Below are 20,808 nucleotides of genomic sequence, written 5' to 3' on the forward strand. Positions count from 1 at the left end.
CCCTTCGTTCACATATGCATGTTTTCTAATCTATCTCATGACCCTCAGTTGCTTTACCCGAATTCGACTTAGAGCGAACGGCATATGCCGGGGTACGAACGCAAACGTTGCCACCATCTTCGCCCTGACCTTGCCGATCGTCGTCGGCGCCGCAGGCTTCGGGGTGGAGACCTCCTACTGGTACTACAACAGCCTGAGGCTGCAGGCGACCGCCGACGCCGCCGCCTATGCCGGCGCGCTCGAACAAATCTCAGGGTCCGACAAGCCGACGATCGTCGCGGCCGCAACCCAGTCGGCCGCATCAAACGGGCTGGGCTCCGGCACGATCGTCGTCAATACGCCACCTGCATCCGGGCCGAATACGGCGAAGAAGGCGGTCGAGGTCGTCGTCGGCCAGAACCTCGACCGGATGTTCACCTCGCTCTTCACGCAGGGCCAGGTTCCCGAACATGCGAGGGCGGTGGCCCTCATCACCAATGCTTCGAAGGCCTGCGTGCTCGCGCTCGATCCGTCCGCTTCGCAGGCGGCATTGTTTTCCGGCAACACCAGCGTCAAGCTCATCGGCTGCTCGGTGATGTCCAACTCGATCGCGTCTGACGCCATCAAGCTTCAGGGCTCGGCGGGGCTCCAGGCCGATTGCCTGATAACGGCGGGCGGCGTCTCTCTCAGCAATCCCGTCACGACCGTCTGCGCGGCCCCGATCACCCAGGCGCTGCCCGCCGCCGATCCATTTTCCGACCTACCGGCTCCGGCTGCCTCGAACCCTTGCCAGAACGCCAACAAGTCGACGCTGAAACCCGGCACCTATTGCAGCGGGCTCAGCCTCAGCGGCACCGTTACGCTGCAGCCCGGCGTCTATGTCATCCAGAGTGGCGATTTCAAGGTGAATGCGAACGCCAATGTCTCTGGTGACGGCGTCACCATTTACCTCGCTGGCTCCTCGCGCGTGTCGATGAACGGTAACGCCACCGTTTCTTTGAGTGCCCCGACATCAGGCACTTATTCCGGCGTGCTGATGTATGGTGACAGAACGAGCACTGGCGGACAGAGCACTTTCAACGGCACGGCCGCTTCGCTGCTGACGGGCGCGCTTTATTTCCCCAAGCAGCAGGTCAACTATCTCGGCAACTTCTCTGGCCAGAACGGATGCACCCAGGTCGTTGCGGACACGATCCAATGGTCCGGCAACTCAACCATCAGTCAGGATTGCACGAGCCTCGGAATGCGCGACATTCCGGCCACGCAGTCCGTGGCACTGGTCGAGTAGCCCTCCATGGAACGCCGATCGAAGCCGATGCTGCGCGATGATGCGGGGGTTGCCGCGGTCGAGTTCGCGATGATCCTGCCCTTCCTGTGCGTGGCGCTGCTCGGCATCGCCGATGGCTGGTCCTATATGACGAACTCGCTGTCGATGCGCGCCGGCGTGAAGACCGCGGCGAACCTGATCATGGAAGGATCGACCAATGATACGGTGACCCAGGCCGTTGCCATTTCGAGTTGGGAGAACCGACCGGCGGATGGTCAGGTCACGCTAAGCCGGATTTACATGTGCGGGACGACCGTGGTCGATGCTTCCGCCTTGTGCAGTGGGCCGAAGGTGCCATCCGTCTATGTTCAGATCCAGGCATCGGCCACCTGGGTGCCGCCCTTCACCTTCGGCGTTTTTTCCGGCTCCAGCGTCATCGGCCACTCGGAGGTGATCCGTGTCCGCTAGGGCAGGCGCATTCAGACGGGATCGATCGGGTGGCACCGGGTTGGAATTCGCGCTGATCGCGCCCTTTCTCATCATGCTGCTGTTCGGAATCTTCGCCTTCGGCTGGGCGATGAACGCCGTGTCCAGCGTTCGCTATACGTTGGAGACATCATCACGCTCGCTGCAGCTTCAGAACACGCTGACCCAGGCCGACATCCAGTCCATCGCCACACAGAAATTGCAGGCCCTGGGCTTGAAGGATGTGATCGTCACGATCGCCATCGATCCGGTGAGCGGTGGCTTCCGCATGGCGCATCTGACCGCCACCTATGCCTTCGTCATCAACTTCCCCTACTTCAGCGATTTCCCGATCAACTATGCGACCACGGTTACAGTGCCGCTGGTCGGCAGTTAGGGTAGTCTGCCTGGCTATGGGCTTTTGGCGTGACGCAAGACGGGTACGATTCTCAGGGCTATTGCGTCAAGGCGCACGCGATTGATTGGTGTCACAGCGGCGAGCAGCACGATACCGACTTCAACGAGCAGCAGACGACAAACATACGCCTTGCGCAGCAGATCGTTCAAACGCTGCTGGTGATCTGATTAAAATTCCCGATGAGAATAGTGAAGCCCGCTGCCTCTGGTGGCGGGCCTTCCGCATGCTAAGTCTCGCAACAGCCATGGCAGATACCATCATGTCCTCACCAAAGGAGGGAGCTATGGTTTCGGCTATTGCAAGTCAGCATCGGCAGGTACCTGACAGTCAACTGAAAGCGACAAAGCCAGAAACAGGCGAAGGATTCGCGCCAGGCAAGAGCGCCGACAGCGTAGGACATCGCGCTAAGGCAATGGTTGCCGAAACAGGCGACAGAGATCCTAACTCGCTGGGTGGCGCTGCATCGAGGATCGCCAGAATGGACATCACCGTGTTGACACCGCCGCCCGAAGAAGCGCTTGCAGAGTAAAACTAGGCTGGGGGCGGCCCACCATCATGCCGGTTGTCTGCCTCACTGTGGCGGGCTTTCTGACTGGGGCCGGATCATTCCCCAAACCTACAAGTCGCCGCCGGTAAGCTCAAACGCGATTGGTTCACCCCGGAAATCAGAGTAGCGGATCCAGCGAGGCTGAATTGTGAATAGTTGTGCCCCTTGCTTCAGAAACTCTGCTTCAAGCGGACAGTTCGCTATGTGAACATCCCTTAACCGCTGTTCTTCGTCAGCCTTGGCAGGCCGGGCCCGGCCCTCAATTTGAACGGTGACGTTTTCGTCCCAACCGATCACCATGGCGATCCGGCTGTCTCGTTCGATATTTGCCAGCTTCCGACTTCCAGGAAAACTGTCGAACACGATGTTGAGATCCTCGCCCAACGTCACCTGTATGACGGCTGCCTCTGGAGATCCATCCGGATTTACAGTGCTGATAGCCCCGAGTTTATGCCTAGCCAGAAAATCGCGAACAAGTTGCCATCGATCGTTCCTGTGCATTTTGACACGTCCTCCGCGCGAATGGCCGCGACCCTATCATCGGCATCCAAGCCATAATACCTGTGCGCCCGCTGCCTCACGGTGGCGGGCTTTGCCTTTACAGTTTGAGAGCGACCCTGGTCAGTTCACGTGCCTTCGCGACATAGCCGAGATACATGGCCAAAAACTTCTCCGAGATGTCCACGCTCTTTTTGCCCCAAGCAAACTGCTGATCCTTTCCCGACAGTCCGTAGTGTACCAGTCTTGTCGCGCCGCCCTCAGTGATCGACTCGGGCGCATTCCGCTTGGTGCCAAACAAACGGTCATCCAGATGCTCGAAGTGATTGCGAGCGTCTTTGTAGTCTTCGAAATTTATGGTGGCGACAAATTTAGCGACATCTCCGCCGAGCCTCTCAGCCACGATCGTCAGGCCGTCGTTCATCCGGTCAAGCGAGATGAGGAAGAAGTGCAGTTGAGCTAGGGCTTGAATGAAATCCTTCGCACGCCATGCAGCGAAGATGAGGCGGTGCTGGCGAGAAAGTGCCTCCCGGTATTTCTCGATGAGGTCTATCCCGTGGTCAAGCTTCCCGGTCGGATCGGCCTTCGATGCAGCGACAAACCATTCACCTGTCAGCATCCGATCCTCCTGGCCTGCTCTTCATGTCACATCCATGTCGCCCGGACCTACCGGTAGTCGCAGGAACGTCGGCGGAATCAATCAGGTGCCGTCCATGCAAATTCGCGGACGTTTATTCGGCGGATATTCGACGGAAGAGGGGGGAGAGCCACTAAGTGCTTGAAATGTCTGGTACGCCCAAGGGGAATCGAACCCCTGTTACCGCCGTGAAAGGGCGGTGTCCTAACCGCTAGACGATGGGCGCGCTCAGACGAAGCGGCTTATACTGGCGTTGTGCGCAACCGGCAACCCGTCAGGTGCCGCCTTGGACAACTTTTTTCCAGCCTGTCAAAACAGGGATGTTGTCGCGTCCGGCAAGACGCCGGTGTGCTGCCAATTATGCCGAGTGGCGGCCCTGCCAAAGCGGGCAAGGGAGGGAAGACTTTGGTCTGGGCAGGGCGCATGCCTTGGCGAGCTGCGGAGACGCGGCTATCGCTTCGTTATCCACGGGCGGAGCAAGGAGCGAAGCGACGCGGCGCCGCTGCGCGACTAGCCGTCGCCGCCACCGCTGCGCCTACGGCAGCGCCAGTTCCAGTCGCGCTCGGGGCCGACGTCGACGTGGACGGATTCGGTGTGGCAGTAGGTGCCGACGCCGCCGCGGCCGGGCATGCTTCTGATGTAGTTCGCCAGCTCCCATTTCGAAACGCCGGGAACCTGGATGTCGGCGGCGGCGCAGTACATGTGCAGCGAGTTCTTGGCGCCGTTGGCGCGGCGGTTGCGGGCCGGATCGCGATAGCCTGATGTCACCATCATCTTGCGGCCGTAGTGGCCTTCGATCGTCTTCAGTACGCGGACCAGCGACGGCTTCAGGCAAGCCACATCGACGCTCTCGTTCTGCTTGAGCAAGCCGTTGGGCGCCAACCGCGCCATGCCGGCGGCGGACGCGACCTGATAGGAGCCGCCGATTGGACCCTCGTCCTCGTTGAGGTCGACGTCGCTCTCGTCGTCGAGGCCGGATTTGCGTTTGATCTCGAACAGGGCTGTCTGGCGCACGCCGGGCAGCGCATCGCTACCAGTGATGTGGCCGCTCTCGCCACCGGTCGAGGCCAGTTGCAGCGGCTTTGCCGTGGAATCGGCCGAGGCCAGCGTGATGATCGGTTTTACGGCTGCTGGCGCCGGCTTGGCTTGCGCCGCGGGCAGGTCGCCCGACCTCGTGTTGATGAGCGGGGAAGGCGCGGCCGAGGCGGGCGTGGCGCCAAACATCGAGGCCAGGAAGCCTTTTTTCTTCGGCGCGTCGGCCTGCGGCATCTCGCCTGCCGTCACGTAGACCGCATTGTCCAACACTGGCGCGGCAGCTGGCTTCGGCGCGTTCACGCCGGCATCGGCGGCGGCGATCTGCTGGGCAACCGCGTCGTTCTGCTGCGCCGTCTGCGCCGGCTGCTGCAGGGACTGCGGGGTTTGTCCCGCGATCGTCTCGGTGCCAGCGGGCGTGGTCAGCGGAAAGGCGGCCTGCGGCTTGGCCACGGGCACATAGGCGACCTTTTCAGGGAGTGCCGTATCGCTTGCCGTCATCACGGTCGTCTGCTCGGTCGTGGTCTGCGTCGAATCGACGACGGTGGTCGACTTGCCATTCGAGGCAGCGCTTATGTCCGATGCGGTGGCATTGTAGCCGGGCATTCCAACCGACATCGTCGGGTCGCCGGCCGAGGTGCAGGAGGCCAGAAGCAGGGAGCAGAGCGCTGCCACGACGGCGCGGCGTTCTCCCTTTGCGAGGCTCCATCCTGCTGATTTCAAAGTCAAATTCCCCCTCGATGTCCGGTCGGTATATCCTTGGCGCGGCCCTGATATCGGTGCCAAGTGACCGTTGTCTCCGATCCGGAAACGAGACCTGTGTCAAATCCGCAAGCCTGGAAGTATTTTTGCAGTTATTGCCGAATTACGGCCGCGCGGTGGTTGACGACACCATTTCGCCCGCTTTTGCCGGTCCGTCAACTCACCAGACATTACAGTCCGTTACACACGCACTTTCACATAGGTGCCGGGGGCATCGCCCAAGGTTTTCATATGCTTGCCGGGTTTGCGGGCCGGAACGCGGGTGTTGTCCTTGGCCTCTATCCAGCTTTGCCAGTGCGGCCACCACGATCCGGGATGGTCGGTGGCCTTGGCTATCCACTCACCGAAATCGCCCGTCGGCGTCCCTCCGGTCCAGTACTGGTATTTGTTGGATGCCGGCGGATTGACGACCCCGGCGATATGGCCCGACCCCGCCATGACGTATTCGACCTTGCCGCCGAAGTATTTCGAGCCGAGGAACACCGAAAGCGCCGGCGCGATGTGATCTTCCTTGGAGGCGAGGTTGTAGATCGGGATGGTGATATCGCCGAGCGAGACCGTGTGGCCCGCCAGTTCCATCATGCCTTGCGAGAGGTTGTTCTCCAGGTAGCAGTTGCGCAGGTAGAACGAATGATTGGCCGCGCCCATGCGGGTGGAATCGGCATTCCAGTAAAGCAGGTCGAAGGGCAGGGGATCCTTGCCGCGCATGTAGTTGTTGACGACATAGGGCCAGATCAGGTCGCCCGAACGCAGCATGTTGAAGGCGGTCGCCATCTTGGTGCCGTCGAGGTAGCCCTTTTCGCTCATCGACTTCTCCACCGCCGCGACCTGCTCTTCGTCAACGAACACTTTCAGGTCGCCGGCATAGGTGAAGTCGACCTGTGTGGTGAAGAAGGTGGCCGACTTGATGCGGTCGTCGCCTTCCCGCGCCATCAGCGCCAGTGCCGCCGCCAAAAGCGTACCGCCGACGCAATAGCCGATCGCGTTGACGTCCCGTTCGCCGGTAGCCTTCTCGACCGTGTCGAGGCCGTATTGCAGGCCCTCGCGGATATAGGCTTCCCAGCCCTTGGTGCCGTGGCGCTCGTCCGGGTTGATCCAGGAGATGACGAAGACGGTGTGGCCTTGTTCGATCGCCCAGCGGATGAAGGATTTCTGCGGGTTGAGGTCAAGGATGTAGAATTTGTTGATCCATGGCGGGCAGATCAGCAGCGGTCGCTTGAGCACCGTCTCGGTCGCCGGATCGTACTGGATGATCTCGGCGACATCGCTGCGGCCAACCACCTTGCCGGGGGTGGTGGCGATGTTCCTGCCGATCTCGAAGGGCGAGTAGTCGGCCTGGCGCAGCTTCAGGTCGCCCTTGCCGGCGGCGATGTCCTCTGCCAGCATCTTCATGCCGCGTACCAGGTTCTCGCCGTTCGAGGCGACGGTTTCGCGAAACAGTTCCGGGTTGGTCAGGATGAAATTCGACGGCGAGATGGCGTTGGCCACCTGCTTGACGTAGAAGCCGGCCTTGTGACGGGTGTGCTCGTCCAGACCGTCGGCGTGCTCGACCAGATCGGCCGCCCAACGCGAGGTGACGAGATAAGCCTGCTTGAGAAAATCGAAGAAGGCGTTGCGGCCCCATTCGGGATCGAGGAAGCGCTTGTCGCCACGTTCGGGCTTCACGGCATCTTCGGTGGCTTCCGCGGCGTTGCTGGTGCGCTGAATGGCGTTGGCCCAGACAGTCATATAGCCGGAGAACAGTCGCGTCTGCGCTTCCAGCGCGCGCTGCGGATCGGACAGCCAGTATTCGCTGAGCTTGGAAAAGGTCTTCACCATGTCGACGACAGGCTCGGCGACGTGATCGCGCACGTCGCCTTTTTCGCGCGGCTCGGCCCATGCGGAGGCCGCTTTGCCGGCTTGCTCGATCATGCGCGCCATGTTCAGGGCGAAGCGTTCCGGGTCCTTCACCAGATATTGCTCGACGGTCGAAGGCTCGTCATCTTCCGCTTTGCCCGAATCGGGTGTCTTGGACATGGTTCGCGGGGTTCCTCCCGAAGCGTTTTCTTGACATATTAACATGGGACATCCGACGGGGTCCAATCTCGCTCTACCGCGGCTGCCAAGGAAACAATATGACGATTAACATTGGCGAGACTGTTTTTTTCGGTGCCGGACGTTTTTGCCGCATTGGGGCAGCAATCGTCCTCATGGGGATTGCCGGCTGCTCCAGCACCAGCGGCCCGGCGCCTGTGACGGGGGCGAAGGATACCGGCACCTTTCCGAACCTGAACATCAAGCCGCAGGTGGCGGCGCCGCAGTTCACCGATGCCGAGAAGAACGCCAAGCTCGCGCAATTGAAGGCCGATGAGAGCGCGCAGGCGGCAAAGAACGGCAAGCCCGACGTGGCCGACCAGGCGGCGCTCACGGATCTTGCCAAGAAGCATGGCGACGAAACGCTGAAGCAGATCGAAGGCAAATGCGATCCCGCCCTCGACCCTACCTGCAAATAAGTATATAGCGCGCGCCCAAAGCCCTTAGATATCTGGCCCCTTTGCTGTCTGGAACTGCCATGGAAGAATTTCACAAGGTTCGCCGGCTTCCGCCTTACGTCTTCGAGCAGGTCAACCGGCTCAAGGCGAGCGCCCGTTCGCGCGGCGCCGACATCATCGACCTCGGCATGGGCAATCCCGATCTGCCGACACCCAAGGCCATCGTCGACAAACTGTGCGAGGTCGTGCGCGATCCACGTACGCATCGTTATTCCTCGTCGCGCGGCATTCCGGGCCTGCGCCGCGCCCAGGCCGCGTACTATGCCAGGCGCTTCGGCGTGAAGCTCAACCCCGACACGCAGGTGGTGGCGACGCTCGGCTCGAAAGAGGGCTTCGCCAACATGGCACAGGCGATCACCGCGCCTGGCGACGTGATCCTGTGCCCCAACCCGACCTATCCGATCCACGCCTTCGGCTTCATCATGTCAGGCGGCGTCATCCGCTCGCTGCAGGTCGAGCCGGACGACGGCTTCATCCCGGCGCTCGAGCGCGGCGTGCGTCACTCGATCCCGAAGCCGCTGGCGCTGATCCTCAACTATCCGTCGAACCCGACGGCACTGGTCGCTTCGCTCGATTTCTACAAGGACGTGGTCGCCTTCGCCAAGAAGAACGACATCATCATCCTGTCCGACCTTGCCTATTCGGAGATCTATTTTGACGGCAATCCGCCGCCGTCGGTGCTGCAGGTGCCGGGCGCGATCGACGTCTGCGTCGAGTTCACCTCGATGTCGAAAACCTTCTCCATGCCCGGCTGGCGCATGGGCTTTGCGGTCGGCAACGAACGGCTGATCTCGGCGCTGACCCGAGTGAAATCCTATCTCGACTACGGCGCCTTCACGCCGATCCAGGTGGCGGCGGCACACGCGCTCAACGGCGACGGCGCCGACATTGCAGAGGTGCGCGACATCTACCATAAGCGCCGCGACGTGATGGTCGATGCCTTCGGTCGCGCCGGCTGGACCATTCCGGCCCCCGCGGCATCGATGTTTGCCTGGGCGCCGATCCCGGAGCCGTTCCGTCATCTCGGCTCGCTCGAATTCTCCAAGCTGCTCATCGAACACGCCGACGTGGCGGTGGCGCCCGGTGTCGGCTTCGGCGAACATGGCGACGATTTCGTGCGCGTGGCGCTGGTCGAGAATGAGCACCGGATCCGGCAGGCGGCGCGCAACATCAAGCGCTTCCTATCGGCCAGCGCCAAGCAACCCAACAATGTGGTGCCGCTTTCCGCTCACCGGTAAGTTTGCCGCAGACAATTTCGATCTGACTTGAGGGACGTCGCCGGCCATGGCTGAAGCATTGCGTGTTGGAATTGCCGGTCTTGGCACGGTTGGCGCGTCCGTGGCGCGCGTGCTGCGCGACAAGGCGGCGGAACTGACCCGGCAATGCGGGCGCGACATCGTCGTCACCGCGGTTTCGGCGCGTGACCAGAAACGCGATCGCGGCGTCGATGTCAGTTCGGCAAAGTGGTTCGACGATCCGGTCAAGATGGCGCAGACAGCCGATATCGACGTGTTCGTCGAACTGATCGGCGGCGATGAGGGGCCGGCGCGGTCGTCGGTGAAGGCGGCACTCGAAGCCAGCCGTCATGTCGTCACCGCCAACAAGGCGCTGCTGGCCAAGCATGGCGTGGCGTTGGCCGAGATCGCCGAGAAGCGCGGCGTGCTGCTCAACTATGAGGCGGCGGTAGCGGGCGGCATTCCCGTCATCAAGACCATGCGCGAGGCGATGGCCGGCAATTCGGTCAACCGCGTGTTCGGTATCCTCAATGGCACCTGCAACTACATCCTGACCCGCATGGAGGCCGAGGGCATCTCGTTCGACGCCTGCCTGAAGGACGCCCAGCGGCTCGGCTATGCCGAGGCCGATCCGACTTTCGACATCGAGGGCCACGACACCGCGCACAAGCTATCGATCCTGACCAGCCTTGCCTTCGGCACAAAAATCGCAGCCACCGACATCTACATGGAAGGCATTTCCAACATCACCCAGGCCGACATCCGCGCGGCCGGCGATCTCGGCTACCGGATCAAGCTGCTGGGCGTTGCCCAGCGCACCGACAGTGGCATCGAGCAGCGCGTGCACCCGACCATGGTACCGACCGCCTCGGTCATCGCGCAGGTGCACGGCGTCACCAATGCAGTGGCGATCGAGACCGACATATTGGGCGAACTGCTGCTCTCCGGCCCCGGCGCCGGCGGCAACGCCACGGCCTCGGCCGTCGTCGGCGACATCGCCGACATCGCCAAGAGCCGGCCCGGCTTCCAGCACGGTCCGGTCTTCGGCCGGCCGGCGAAGGAGCTGAAACCCTATAAGAAGGCGCAGATGCGCAGCCATGCCGGCGGCTATTTCATCCGGCTGACCGTGCATGACCGTATCGGCGTCTTTGCCGCGATCGCCAAGCGCATGGCCGACAACGACATTTCGCTGGAATCGATCGTCCAGCACGCGGTCAACGGCGAGGCGGCGGCGCAGAAGACAGTGATCCTGGTGACGCATGAGACGACCGAGGCCGCCGTACGCAAGGCCGTCGACGGGATCACCAAGGATGGCCATCTGACCGACAAGCCGCAGGTCATCCGCATCGAGCGGGCAGGGTAGCTTCCCTCTTCAGGGCGCCGCGCGGGACAGGAATCCCGCCGGTATTGCGCATCGGTCTGGCGGCAAGCCGCACCGATCGACCGGAACGAATTCGCGTGGGCGCCGTTTCCTTGGTCAGCAACCAAAGGAACCTCTTCATGGCCGATACCAACAAGTCCGACAGCCCTCACATCGACGACATCCAGAAGACGCTGGAAAAGCAGATCGCCGAACTGCGCAAGGAAATCGCCAAGATCAACAAGAGCATTTCAGCGCGGAGCGCGGAAATGCTCGACGACGCCAGCGAGCAGGCTTCGGATTTGTACGATACAGCCGCGGCCCGCGCGTCGCGAACCGCACAGCAGTTGCGCAGCCAGGCGCAGGCTGTGTCGGAAGTCGCGCGCGAAAATCCCGGTACGACGACAGCTGTGATCGGCGTGATCGGCCTGCTCGGCTTTCTGGCCGGCCTGGCCATTGGCCAGTCGATGAACGACAACTCGCGCCGCTGGTATTGACCGCGGAATGATGGAGCCGGCCTTGCCGGCTCATTTCTCTGTTTTCAGCATATCATTTCCAGGAGGGCACCATGGCTTCATCGATGTTGATCAGCATCCTGATCACGTTCCTCGTCATCATCCTCGTCCTCTATCTGGTTCAGCGCCTGCCGCTCGACGCCCGGATGAGACAGATCGCCCAGATCATCGTCCTCATCATCGGCATCATTTCACTGCTCAAATACCTTGCGGTTTTCTAGACTACGCCGCCGAGGCGCGATTTCCCCTATTCAAGCCGGCCCGGTTCTTTGCGACTGGGCCGGCTTTGTTTCAAGAATGTGGTTTAATCGATTGATATTGCTGGCTATTCGATAAAACCCCCGCGAGGTCTTGCCGTTGTCATGGTCGTTTGACAAAAGAGACGCGCCTCCGGCGGGAGGCCGCATATCAACGAGGAAAATTGCCAGATGAATGTGGCCCAGAACATTGTCGCCGGCCTTGACCGGATACTCACCATGGAACTGGTGCGCGTCACCGAACGGGCCGCTGTCGCGGCTGCCAGGCTGCGCGGGCGCGGTGACGAAAAGGCGGCCGACCAGGTTGCCGTCGATGCCATGCGCCAGGAGCTCAACCGGCTTGCCATCAGGGGCACGGTGGTGATCGGCGAGGGCGAGCGGGACGAGGCGCCGATGCTCTATATCGGCGAGGAAGTCGGCTCGGGCAAAGGCCCGGCGGTCGATATTGCGCTCGATCCGCTCGAGGGCACGACGATCTGCGCCAAGAACCTGCCCAATGCGCTCGCCGTCATCGCGATCGCCGAAAAGGGCAGCCTGCTGTTCGCACCCGACGTCTACATGGACAAGATCGCCATCGGTCTTGGCTATGCCGACGGCGTCATCGACATCGACGCCTCGCCGGCTGACAACATCGCCAGCCTTGCCCGCGCCAAGGGCGTCGCGGTTTCGGACATCACCGCCTGTATCCTCGACCGGCCACGCCACACCAAGCTGATCGACGCCGTGCGCGCCACGGGTGCCGCGATCCGGCTGATCGGCGACGGTGATGTCGCCGGCGTCATCCACACCACCGATCCCGAGGAGACCGGCATCGACATCTATCTCGGCACCGGCGGCGCACCGGAGGGCGTGCTGGCAGCGGCGGCGTTGCGGTGCACCGGCGGCCAGATGCAGGGCCGGCTGATCCTCGACACGCCGGAAAAGGTAGCACGCGCCGCAAAGATGGGTATTTCCGATCCGAAGCAGGTCTATCGGACGGAAGACATGGCGCGCGGCGACGTGCTGTTCGCGGCCACCGGTGTCACCGACGGCAACATGCTGGCCGGCGTCAAGTTCGGCCGCAACACCATCACCACCCACACGATCGTGCTGCGCTCGTCGTCGCGGACGGTGCGCGAGATCAAGGCCAGGCACCAGGATCTGGATAAGTTCTAGGTTTCTTTCCGTTGTTGGCTTGGGTCCTTGCGGACCAGCATGGCAGTTGTTAGCCCTGTGGCTGCATCGGATGATGCTGGCCGCAAGGATTTGACGATGAAACCGTTCGACTGGCACGCGGATGCGATTTCGAGTGCTACAGCCGTCACGAAGTCCTATCGCAACACACAGAACGTGCGCCGCTATTTCACCCGCGAATGCGGCGATGCGTTCAGGTTCGACCGGCCTTTCATGGCCTGGCTCAAGGACGGTGCGGACAAGACCATGGGCGATGCGGCCGACGAATGGCTGCGGCGCCAGGCTGAAAAGCGGAAAGCGTAGTTTTCTTGACATCTCCCGTGACGGCGCCTCGCCGCGAACCGCTTGGCTTTGCCAGCCTTTGGCCTCAAGCGCGTCGCGCCCACGCGACGTGCTTTAGGCTGTTGTTTGTGCATGTTTTTGTCCCAAAACCGCTGCACACTTTTGGGCGACATGCATTATCCTGCGGCCAATTATGAGTTGGCAAAACGCATGACCGGCGACAAACGCCTCTTCCTGGATGTCAGGCAGTCGGCTACCGGGGTTTCCTGGGAGCACCGGCTGACCGAGCGGCAGGACATGGTCGCGCTCGCCATCGCGCAAGGCCACGGCGTGCCCGACATCGTCGCGCGCGTGCTTGCCGGTCGCGGCGTCACCGCCGAGCAGACCGAGCGGTTTCTCGACCCGACGATCCGCGACCTGCTGCCGGATCCGGCGTCACTGACCGATATGGACAAGGCGGCGGCCCGCATCGCCGCTGCCGTCATGGCCAAGGAAAAGGTGGCAATCTTCGGCGACTATGATGTCGACGGCGCTGCCTCGTCGGCTTTGCTGAAACGGTTCCTGGCGCATTTCTCGGTGCCGTCGGAAATCTACATTCCGGACCGCATTTTCGAAGGCTATGGCCCCAACCCCGATGCCATGCGCGAACTCGTTTCCCGCGGCGCGACGCTGATCGTCACCGTCGATTGCGGCACCAACAGCGCCGTTTCCATCGACGCCGCCAATGCGGCCGGCGCCGATGTCGTCGTGCTCGACCACCATCAGGTCGGCGGTGCCTTGCCGGCGGCAATTGCCGTCGTCAATCCCAATCGCGACGACGACCTTTCGGGACAGGGCCATCTCTGCGCCGCCGGCGTGGTCTTCCTCGCCCTTGTGCAGACGGCCAAGATCCTGCGCGGGCGGATAGTCGATGCCACGCCGCCGGACCTGCTTTCCCTGCTCGATCTTGCCGCACTTGCCACCGTCTGTGATGTGGTGCCGCTGACCGGCGTCAACCGCGCTTTCGTGGTCAAGGGACTGCAAATGGCGCGCCAGCAGAAGAACGAAGGGCTGGCTGCACTCGCACGGGTGTCGCGCATCGGCGAGCCGATCAGCACCTTCCATCTCGCCTATCTGATCGGCCCGCGCATCAATGCCGGCGGACGCATCGGTGATGCCGCACTTGGCAGTCGCCTGCTTGCCACCGACGATCCGGTCGAGGCCCGCACCATCGCCGAGACGCTCGACCGGCTGAACCAGGAACGGCAATTGATGGAGCAGGAGATGCTGGCGGCAGCCCGCACCGAGGCCGATGCCGAGCTTGCAGGCGGCAACGGCCCTGCCATCGTCGTCACCGCCAGCAACAACTGGCACCCGGGCATTGTCGGCCTGCTCGCTTCACGGCTGAAGGACCATGCGCGCCGGCCGGCCTTCGCCATCGCCTTCAATGCCAGCGGCACAGGCACCGGCTCGGGTCGCTCCGTATCGGGGTTCGACCTCGGCCGGCTGGTGCGCGAGGCGGCCGATGCCGGGCTGATCATCAAGGGCGGCGGCCACGGCATGGCGGCCGGCATAACGGTGGAGCGGGCGAAGCTTGGCGAGCTCAGGGCGTTTTTCGAAGAGCGGGCGGCGGCCGACGTGTTCCGCCTGCAAGGCGAGGAAAGCCTGGCGATCGATGGGGCGCTTGCCGCCGAAGGCGCGACGCTCGTCCTTCTCGACGCGCTGGAGAAAGCCGGACCGTTCGGCGCCGGGCATGCGGCGCCGGTCTTCGTGCTGCCGCGTCACCGGCTCGCAGATGCACGGCCGGTTGGCACCAACCACATCCGCGTCGAGCTGCAGTCGGAAAGTGGCGGCCGCATCCAGGCGATCGCCTTTCGCGCCGTCGATACCGCACTTGGCGAATTCCTGTTCAAGAACCGGGGCAAGACCGTGCATGTCGCCGGCTCGCTGTCGGGCAATTACTGGAACGGCAACCGCACGGTGCAGTTTCGCATCATCGACGCGGCGCGTGCGTAAGGTCACCGTGGGGCGGCCTAGGATCGTATTTGCTTCCGAAATTCGCCTGGCGCCATTCGCGTTGGTCGGCGCGCGTCAAGCGTTTGTTTCCGTGCTTTGGAAGACATTGATCAGGCGAGAACGGACTGCAGCCGGGTCAGTTCGCCGATCTGCGCCATCGTTGCCTGATAGCCGAGGCTGATCGCCTCGTCGGCGCGGTGGAATTCGGTCAGGCCGATATGGCTGAGCTTCGGCTGCAGCGACATGTCGGGCGGGTCGCCGGCGAGCCTAGCGCGCGAGATGCGGTCCTGGATGATGTTGAAGGCCTCGACCATTACACCGGTTATGCCGAGCCGCGTCTGATGCGACTGGTGCTCGGCATCGACCCGGCCGGGCCGCGGCGCATCCTTTTCGACAACCAATTCGCCGGCGCTGTGCTTGATGACGGCGGCGCGGCCGAACAGATCGTAGTGGAGGTTGACCGCCACCACGAGCGGCTGCTCATAGGCGCGGCAGACCGAAACCGGCACCGGGTTGACGAGCGCACCGTCGACCAGCACGCGGCCGTTGCAATTCACCGGCTCGAACACGCCGGGCAGCGCATAGGAGGCGCGCATTGCGGTGATCAATGAGCCGCTCGACAGCCAGATTTCGTGGCCGGTGCGGATTTCGGAGGTGACTGCGACGAACGGCTTAGCCAGGTCCTCGAAACGAATGCCGGCCATGTGCTCGCGCAGTCGGGCGTCGAGCTTCATGCCGCCGAACAGGCCGCTGCCGCGCAGGTTGAGATCCAGCAAGCCAAAAATGCGTCGCTTGGTCAGGCTGCGGGCGAATTCTTCCAGTTCGTCCAGTTTGCCTGAGAGGTAGCAGCCGCCGACCAGGGCACCGATCGAGGTGCCGGCTATCATCGAGACTTCGATGCCGGCTTCATCGAGCGCGCGCAGCACGCCGATATGCGCCCAGCCTCGGGCGCAGCCGCCGCCCAGGGCGAGCGAAATGCCGGTTTTCCTTGGTGGTTTTGTTTCGGATGCGCCGCCCGACGAGGACAGGCCATTGGCCTCCCTGACATCAGGTTTGTTACGCAATGACGCCCACTCGAGCATCATGATCTCCCTTGTCCCACGGCTAATATAAAGGCGGGCCGTATCGAAATGGTGAATCTATGTGACTTGGATCAGGCAGAAGGTTCAAGCTGATGGTTTCCGATACGTGGTTTCCGCATCGAACAGCGGCTTGCTGCCGTCGTCAACAAGCGTCCCCTTGCCGTCGACCAGCCCCACCGTCCGATAAAAGCATGAACGTCGGCCCGTGTGACAGGTTGCGTCGTGGCCCAACACTTTGACGCGCAGCCACAATGCATCCTGATCGCAATCGGTGCGCATCTCGACGACATGCTGAAAATTGCCTGACGTTTCGCCCTTTTTCCACAACGCGCTGCGCGAGCGTGACCAGTAGTGGGCGATGCCTGTCTCCAGCGTCAGCGCCAGTGCTTGCGCATTCATGTGCGCAACCATCAGCAGCATGCCATCTTCGGCGTCGGTGACGACCACCGTGACGAGACCGGTTGCGTCGAAGCGCGGTGAAAACACCGCGCCTTCCTCCAACGCTTTCTTGTCCGAGGGAGCTTTCGGAAATTCCAGTGCCGACATCGCCGGTCCTTATCTAGCGATATTGGCTAGGGGTTTACACCCCGCCACCGCGCACCATGGTGACGAAACGAACCTGCTCTTCGGGCGTGTCCTTGAAGACGCCGGTGAAGGTCGAGGTGAGGGTGGTTGAGCCCTGCTTGCGGATGCCGCGCATGGCCATGCACATGTGCTCGGCCTCGATCATCACGGCGACGCCGCGCGGATTGAGCACATCCTGGATGACGCCGGCGATCTGCGCCGTCAGCGCCTCCTGGGTCTGCAGGCGATGGGCAAAGATATCGACCACGCGCGCGATCTTGGACAGGCCGACGACCTTGCCGTCCGGCAAGTAGCCGACATGCGCCTTGCCGATGATCGGCACCATGTGGTGTTCGCAATGCGAGTGGAACTGGATATCCTTGACGATGACCAGGTCGTCATAGCCGGCGACCTCCTCGAAGGTGCGACCGAGCTCTTCCGACGGGCACATGTCGTAGCCGCCGAACATTTCGCGGAAGGCCTTGGCCACCCGCTTCGGGGTGTCTACCAGCCCTTCGCGGTCCGGATTGTCGCCGGTCCAGCGCAAAAGCGTGTGCACGGCGGCCTCGACTTCGGCTTCGCTCGGCCGGTCGGTGACCGGCTTCTCCATATAGGCTGACTGGGGCATGAGCTTCTTGATGACGGCATCCATAAAGGCGTCTCCCGTAGTCCCTCTCGGCGGAGGAACGAGTTGAACGGACCACGACCTTTCGGTGTCGGAAACTTGCCCGGTTTCCAGCCCGTAAGTGGCGTGAACTTCCCGGCAAGGACACTGGCTTTCATTGTCTTGTCGATACCGGACTGCCAACATTATATAAGGTCATGACGAGCGAAAGGAAGACACGACAGCGGCAATCGCTGTTCGCTTGGCGGCGACGGATTGGAAAATAATGATCAACGACGTCTACAATGCCAAAATTCTCGGTTTTGCCGGAAACATCGCCCGCATCGGCCGCCTCGACCATCCTGACGCGACCGCAAAGGCGCATTCCAAGCTGTGCGGCTCGACCGTCACCGTCGACCTCACGATGGAGGACGGCGTGGTCACCGACTTCGCCCACGACGTGAAGGCCTGCGCGCTCGGCCAGGCGTCATCCTCGATCATGGCGCAGCATGTCGTCGGCGCGAGTGCCGAGGAATTGCGCGCGGTGCGCGACGCCATGCTGAAGATGCTGAAGGAAAATGGCGCCCCGCCTGACGGCCGCTTCGCGGACCTGAAATATCTGGAACCGGTGCGCGACTACAAGGCGCGGCATGCCTCGACCATGCTGACCTTCGACGCCGTGGTCGACGCGATCGGCCAGATCGAGAAGAAGCGCGCCGAAGAAGCGGCCTAGACTTCGCTATCCCTCAGTCCCGCGAAGCTCTTCGACAAGCCAGTCCGCAAAAATCTCCGCCTGTCGGCTGAGGCGCTGGAAATCAGGCGCGACAAGCCAATACGCACCATAAGGGATTTCCATCTCAAATGGACGAACCAAGAGACCGGCCCGAAGGTCTGCGCCGTTCAGGATGCGGTCGCCCAAAGCGACGCCGTGCCCGAGTTTCGCGGCCTGCATGGCAAGCGCTGCGTCGGTATAAAGTGGTCCTCTCTGCTGGGCGAGATCTGGAAGGCCCAGTGCCTGAAACCATGTCGCCCAGCCATCGCGATTGTAGTCATGGAGCAAGGTATAGTGCCGCAGGTCGGCCGGCGATGTCAGAGGGACGCCCGACGAGAGCAACTCCTGTGCAAGGACCGGGGTAACCAGAACGTCGACCAGATGCCGCGCTTGTGTGCGCGGCCAAGACCGGGCATTTGCTCCGTATCGAATCGCGATTTCTGCTTCGTGTCCGCGAAACTCTATGAGCCGTGAGTCCGCGTCGACTGAAATGTCGATCTCCGGGTGGCGCTGCTGAAACGAATTCAGTCGCTGTATCAGAAATTCGCCAGCAAAGGACGGTTCGACGCTGACCCGCAACGGGCTCTGGGCCGGCTTGCTGAGGACCTGTGATAGCTGGCGATCGATGTCGTCAAAGCTGGTGGTTAACTGACTTAGGAGAGTTTGCCCTGTTTCCGTCAGTTCAACTCTGCGATGAAGCCGCTCGAACAACGGCCTGCCGATCAGAACCTCTAGTTCTCTTATTTGCCGGCTGATCGCCGCCTGCGAGACGAAAAGCTCCTCGGCGGCCTTGCTGAAGCTCAGATGCCGGCCCGCCGCCTCGAAGCTCCTCAATGCCGTCAGCGGCAGGCGTCCGCGCTTCATTCGCATAACCTCAGATTATCCGAAGTGGAAATTATACTCGTTTGAAGGCGAAGGCCAGCGGCGGTCTAATCCGTGTCAAAGGAGACACGGTCATGATCCAGATCCTGAGCATCTTCGACGATGTCATGCGGATCGTCACGTTTCAGTGGCATGACGACAGACCGCATGCAAAGCGCTGCGAAGAGCCGGTCAGTCCTGATCGGTGGGCGCCTTTGGCCGGCCGGCAGCCGCTTCGCCGTTCCAGACCCTGATGGCTTGCGAGTGGGCAGAAGGGATTGCGTTCTCCAGCCGAAGCCCACATCTATCGCGTGGGAAACGCGATTGTATCGAGCATGATCTCTGGACAAACGGTTTCCGTTTGTCCGAGGAAACCGGTGACCACTTTCGGGATCATGCTCTGGAGCGGAGGCTGCGGTGGGGCACCAGCATGGGCATATTGCCGGAGCGCCAAAGCGCGGCCGCAACTGGCCCGGCCCGTGGCGCAAGACGCCCGGCCGGCTCCTGGGAACGTCGCTCGTGCGCCTGTACCAGCTGACGCTGTCGGGCTTTATCGGCAATTCCTGCCGGCACCTGCCGACCTGTTCCGAATATGCGCACGAGGCGATCGCCCGCCATGGCCTGTGGGCCGGCGGTTGGATGGGATTTTTCCGGGTGCTGCGCTGCGGGCCATTCGGAACGCATGGCATCGACCTTGTACCGGAGGTGCTGGCCGAGCGCTATGTCTGGTTCGCGCCGTGGCGGTTTTGGCGGATCGGCAGCAAGCGCGGCCGAGCGCAGGGCTGATCGAGCCTGCCAAGCTTGCGGTTTACGATCTGGTAGGGTTAACGCGAAGCTGCACAAGGACTGCGCATTTGAGACAAAATCGAGACAAGAGACCTCGCTAAGCCGCTCGCGAACCCCTCTGGAGCGAGCATCAAATGCGTAATTTCGACCGTCTTCCCTTCATCTTTGCCGCGATCTTGTTCCTGCTCGCCTGGCTGCTGGGATTTCCGCTGCGCGCGCAATCGGCGGCGCTTGGGGACGTGCAGTGTACGCTGATCCTCGACGCCGCGGGCGGCAAGACGCTGCACCAGGATAGTGTGTGCGATCAGAGGTTCAGCCCGTCTTCGACGTTCAAGGCGCCGCTGTCGCTGATCGACGCGCGCGGATGATGTGGCCGCCGGAGTTGGTTGGCGCTCGCCTTGGTGTCCTGGAAAAACGGGCGGCGATATCGCTGCTTTCGAGATCTTCGATTTCATCGAATCCGAGATCGGAGAGTGATTTCGCCAGTTCGCCAGGGACGAAGAAGCTGATCCACGGCTCGCCGACAGAAGCGACGCGTGCCGCGTAGAAAGCCAGGGCGGCCTGTCCGGCCGCATCGCGAATCTCATACGGTTCGCTGTAGTCGAACACCACCTCCGAACCCGGGGTGGTGGCAATGTAGGACAGCGTGCTGAAGATCGCGTCTTTCGTCAGGTATGGCACGACCCCCAGCCAGATGAAGAAGCTTGACTCGCTCGACTTCAAGCCGACCGATGCCAGTTCCTCGGGCAGACGCTGCCGCTCGAAATTGACCGGCACGAAAGTGGTGGTGGGCGGTTCGCCAAGACCGGCATCGGCGATACACCTGCGTTTCCAGGCTTGGGTTGCCGGATGATCGACCTCGAACACCAAGAGATCCGGGTACGGATTGCGCAGCGAAAACGTGTCGAGGCCGGCCCCAAGCACGACGAGTTGGCGGGTGCCGCGACGCACCGCCGCCGCCAGCCAATCCTCGGCAAAGCGGGCGCGCGCCGCCACGTACAGGCGCATACGCTGGCTGTGGGCGTCTTCTTGCGCAAGTTGCTGTTCGACGGGAGCACCTTCACCGAGAATCGCAATCGCGTATGGGTCGCGAAACAGCGCCGCCTCCGGTGAAATCTGATGGAGAGCCCTCAAGCGCGCAACGCGCAGGGCGGTTCGGCTGGGGGATGTGTCTTCCATGCCCCCG

At 62.2% G+C, this 20,808-nt stretch carries 25 protein-coding genes, 1 tRNA gene and 1 pseudogene; 17 read left to right on the forward strand and 10 right to left on the reverse strand.

Going from position 1 to position 20,808, the window contains the following annotated elements; all coding sequences use genetic code 11:
* Positions 1–37 precede the first annotated feature (37 nt).
* From AC07FD_RS01630 to AC07FD_RS01650, 5 genes are all read left to right on the forward strand, one after another.
* Complete coding sequence (locus tag AC07FD_RS01630; RefSeq protein WP_478348374.1) at positions 38–1,267, forward strand: pilus assembly protein TadG-related protein; 1,230 nt, start codon at positions 38–40, stop codon at positions 1,265–1,267.
* Positions 1,268–1,273: 6 nt separating this feature from the next.
* Entirely contained in the window at positions 1,274–1,714 is a 441-nt protein-coding gene (locus AC07FD_RS01635; protein ID WP_478348375.1) for a TadE/TadG family type IV pilus assembly protein, read from the forward strand.
* Positions 1,704–2,108 (forward strand): TadE/TadG family type IV pilus assembly protein, encoded by a 405-nt coding sequence (locus AC07FD_RS01640; protein WP_478348376.1) that lies wholly within the window; start codon positions 1,704–1,706, stop codon positions 2,106–2,108. Before AC07FD_RS01635 ends, AC07FD_RS01640 begins: the two co-directional genes overlap by 11 nt.
* Before the next feature lie 29 nt (positions 2,109–2,137).
* Positions 2,138–2,296 (forward strand): hypothetical protein, encoded by a 159-nt coding sequence (locus AC07FD_RS01645; RefSeq protein WP_478348377.1) that lies wholly within the window; start codon positions 2,138–2,140, stop codon positions 2,294–2,296.
* A 77-nt stretch (positions 2,297–2,373) separates the two neighbouring features.
* Positions 2,374–2,658, forward strand: a complete 285-nt coding sequence (locus tag AC07FD_RS01650) for a hypothetical protein (RefSeq protein ID WP_478348378.1) — start codon at positions 2,374–2,376, stop codon at positions 2,656–2,658.
* An 87-nt stretch (positions 2,659–2,745) separates the two neighbouring features.
* On the opposite strand, the gene AC07FD_RS01655 is transcribed toward AC07FD_RS01650, so the two are convergent.
* The 5 genes from AC07FD_RS01655 to AC07FD_RS01675 all read right to left on the reverse strand — a co-directional run bounded on the left by AC07FD_RS01655 (position 2,746) and on the right by AC07FD_RS01675 (position 7,621).
* Complete coding sequence (locus tag AC07FD_RS01655) at positions 2,746–3,177, reverse strand: pyridoxamine 5'-phosphate oxidase family protein (protein ID WP_478348379.1); 432 nt, start codon at positions 3,175–3,177, stop codon at positions 2,746–2,748.
* 97 nt (positions 3,178–3,274) lie between these two features.
* Entirely contained in the window at positions 3,275–3,793 is a 519-nt protein-coding gene (locus AC07FD_RS01660) for a hypothetical protein (protein WP_478348380.1), read from the reverse strand.
* Positions 3,794–3,962: 169 nt separating this feature from the next.
* A tRNA-Glu gene (locus tag AC07FD_RS01665) sits at positions 3,963–4,037 on the reverse strand.
* Between the two features lie 284 nt (positions 4,038–4,321).
* Positions 4,322–5,572, reverse strand: coding sequence for a YcbK family protein (locus AC07FD_RS01670; protein WP_478348381.1), 1,251 nt, complete (start codon positions 5,570–5,572; stop codon positions 4,322–4,324).
* A gap of 213 nt (positions 5,573–5,785) precedes the next feature.
* The gene (locus AC07FD_RS01675; protein ID WP_477415938.1) at positions 5,786–7,621 is read right to left on the reverse strand and encodes a PHA/PHB synthase family protein; all 1,836 of its coding nucleotides are present in this window, start codon (positions 7,619–7,621) and stop codon (positions 5,786–5,788) included.
* Positions 7,622–7,794: 173 nt separating this feature from the next.
* Here AC07FD_RS01675 and AC07FD_RS01680 point away from each other — a divergent pair, with 173 nt between their 5' ends.
* The 8 genes from AC07FD_RS01680 to recJ all read left to right on the forward strand — a co-directional run bounded on the left by AC07FD_RS01680 (position 7,795) and on the right by recJ (position 14,953).
* Positions 7,795–8,097 (forward strand): hypothetical protein, encoded by a 303-nt coding sequence (locus AC07FD_RS01680; RefSeq protein ID WP_478348382.1) that lies wholly within the window; start codon positions 7,795–7,797, stop codon positions 8,095–8,097.
* Positions 8,098–8,156: 59 nt separating this feature from the next.
* Entirely contained in the window at positions 8,157–9,374 is a 1,218-nt protein-coding gene (locus tag AC07FD_RS01685; protein WP_095087834.1) for an LL-diaminopimelate aminotransferase, read from the forward strand.
* 46 nt (positions 9,375–9,420) lie between these two features.
* Positions 9,421–10,734 (forward strand): homoserine dehydrogenase, encoded by a 1,314-nt coding sequence (locus tag AC07FD_RS01690; RefSeq protein WP_478348383.1) that lies wholly within the window; start codon positions 9,421–9,423, stop codon positions 10,732–10,734.
* Positions 10,735–10,871: 137 nt separating this feature from the next.
* Positions 10,872–11,228: a hypothetical protein gene (locus tag AC07FD_RS01695; RefSeq protein WP_478348384.1), complete on the forward strand. Its 357-nt coding sequence runs from the start codon at positions 10,872–10,874 to the stop codon at positions 11,226–11,228.
* Between the two features lie 71 nt (positions 11,229–11,299).
* Entirely contained in the window at positions 11,300–11,467 is a 168-nt protein-coding gene (locus AC07FD_RS01700) for a Thivi_2564 family membrane protein (protein WP_184873818.1), read from the forward strand.
* Positions 11,468–11,674: 207 nt separating this feature from the next.
* Positions 11,675–12,658 (forward strand): class II fructose-bisphosphatase, encoded by a 984-nt coding sequence (gene glpX / locus AC07FD_RS01705; RefSeq protein ID WP_478348385.1) that lies wholly within the window; start codon positions 11,675–11,677, stop codon positions 12,656–12,658.
* Between the two features lie 96 nt (positions 12,659–12,754).
* Positions 12,755–12,979 (forward strand): DUF6434 domain-containing protein, encoded by a 225-nt coding sequence (locus AC07FD_RS01710; RefSeq protein WP_478348386.1) that lies wholly within the window; start codon positions 12,755–12,757, stop codon positions 12,977–12,979.
* A gap of 189 nt (positions 12,980–13,168) precedes the next feature.
* Complete coding sequence (gene recJ, locus AC07FD_RS01715; protein WP_478348387.1) at positions 13,169–14,953, forward strand: single-stranded-DNA-specific exonuclease RecJ; 1,785 nt, start codon at positions 13,169–13,171, stop codon at positions 14,951–14,953.
* Positions 14,954–15,063: 110 nt separating this feature from the next.
* Here the strand turns inward: recJ and AC07FD_RS01720 are convergent, their stop codons facing one another.
* The 3 genes from AC07FD_RS01720 to folE all read right to left on the reverse strand — a co-directional run bounded on the left by AC07FD_RS01720 (position 15,064) and on the right by folE (position 17,251).
* Complete coding sequence (locus AC07FD_RS01720) at positions 15,064–16,038, reverse strand: patatin family protein (protein WP_478348388.1); 975 nt, start codon at positions 16,036–16,038, stop codon at positions 15,064–15,066.
* An 81-nt stretch (positions 16,039–16,119) separates the two neighbouring features.
* Positions 16,120–16,581, reverse strand: coding sequence for a phosphoribosyl-AMP cyclohydrolase (hisI, locus tag AC07FD_RS01725; protein ID WP_478348389.1), 462 nt, complete (start codon positions 16,579–16,581; stop codon positions 16,120–16,122).
* Between the two features lie 34 nt (positions 16,582–16,615).
* Positions 16,616–17,251: a GTP cyclohydrolase I FolE gene (folE, locus tag AC07FD_RS01730; protein WP_477227371.1), complete on the reverse strand. Its 636-nt coding sequence runs from the start codon at positions 17,249–17,251 to the stop codon at positions 16,616–16,618.
* A 238-nt stretch (positions 17,252–17,489) separates the two neighbouring features.
* On the opposite strand from folE, the gene AC07FD_RS01735 reads away from it, so the two are divergent.
* Positions 17,490–17,936: an iron-sulfur cluster assembly scaffold protein gene (locus AC07FD_RS01735; RefSeq protein ID WP_478348390.1), complete on the forward strand. Its 447-nt coding sequence runs from the start codon at positions 17,490–17,492 to the stop codon at positions 17,934–17,936.
* A 6-nt stretch (positions 17,937–17,942) separates the two neighbouring features.
* Here the strand turns inward: AC07FD_RS01735 and AC07FD_RS01740 are convergent, their stop codons facing one another.
* Positions 17,943–18,839, reverse strand: coding sequence for a LysR substrate-binding domain-containing protein (locus AC07FD_RS01740; RefSeq protein WP_478348391.1), 897 nt, complete (start codon positions 18,837–18,839; stop codon positions 17,943–17,945).
* A 92-nt stretch (positions 18,840–18,931) separates the two neighbouring features.
* On the opposite strand from AC07FD_RS01740, the gene AC07FD_RS01745 reads away from it, so the two are divergent.
* From AC07FD_RS01745 to AC07FD_RS01755, 3 genes and pseudogenes are all read left to right on the forward strand, one after another.
* On the forward strand, positions 18,932–19,090 hold the full coding sequence (locus tag AC07FD_RS01745) for a hypothetical protein (RefSeq protein WP_478348392.1): 159 nt from the start codon (positions 18,932–18,934) through the stop codon (positions 19,088–19,090).
* A 163-nt stretch (positions 19,091–19,253) separates the two neighbouring features.
* Complete coding sequence (gene yidD / locus AC07FD_RS01750; protein WP_478348393.1) at positions 19,254–19,622, forward strand: membrane protein insertion efficiency factor YidD; 369 nt, start codon at positions 19,254–19,256, stop codon at positions 19,620–19,622.
* Positions 19,623–19,756: 134 nt separating this feature from the next.
* Positions 19,757–19,975 (forward strand): annotated as a pseudogene (locus AC07FD_RS01755) (class D beta-lactamase); the annotation flags it as partial.
* Here the strand turns inward: AC07FD_RS01755 and AC07FD_RS01760 are convergent.
* Complete coding sequence (locus AC07FD_RS01760; protein WP_478348394.1) at positions 19,953–20,801, reverse strand: SAM-dependent methyltransferase; 849 nt, start codon at positions 20,799–20,801, stop codon at positions 19,953–19,955. The pseudogene AC07FD_RS01755 and the gene AC07FD_RS01760 sit on opposite strands and share 23 nt — an antisense overlap.
* Positions 20,802–20,808 lie beyond the last annotated feature (7 nt).

This window comes from Mesorhizobium waitakense (assembly GCF_056431085.1).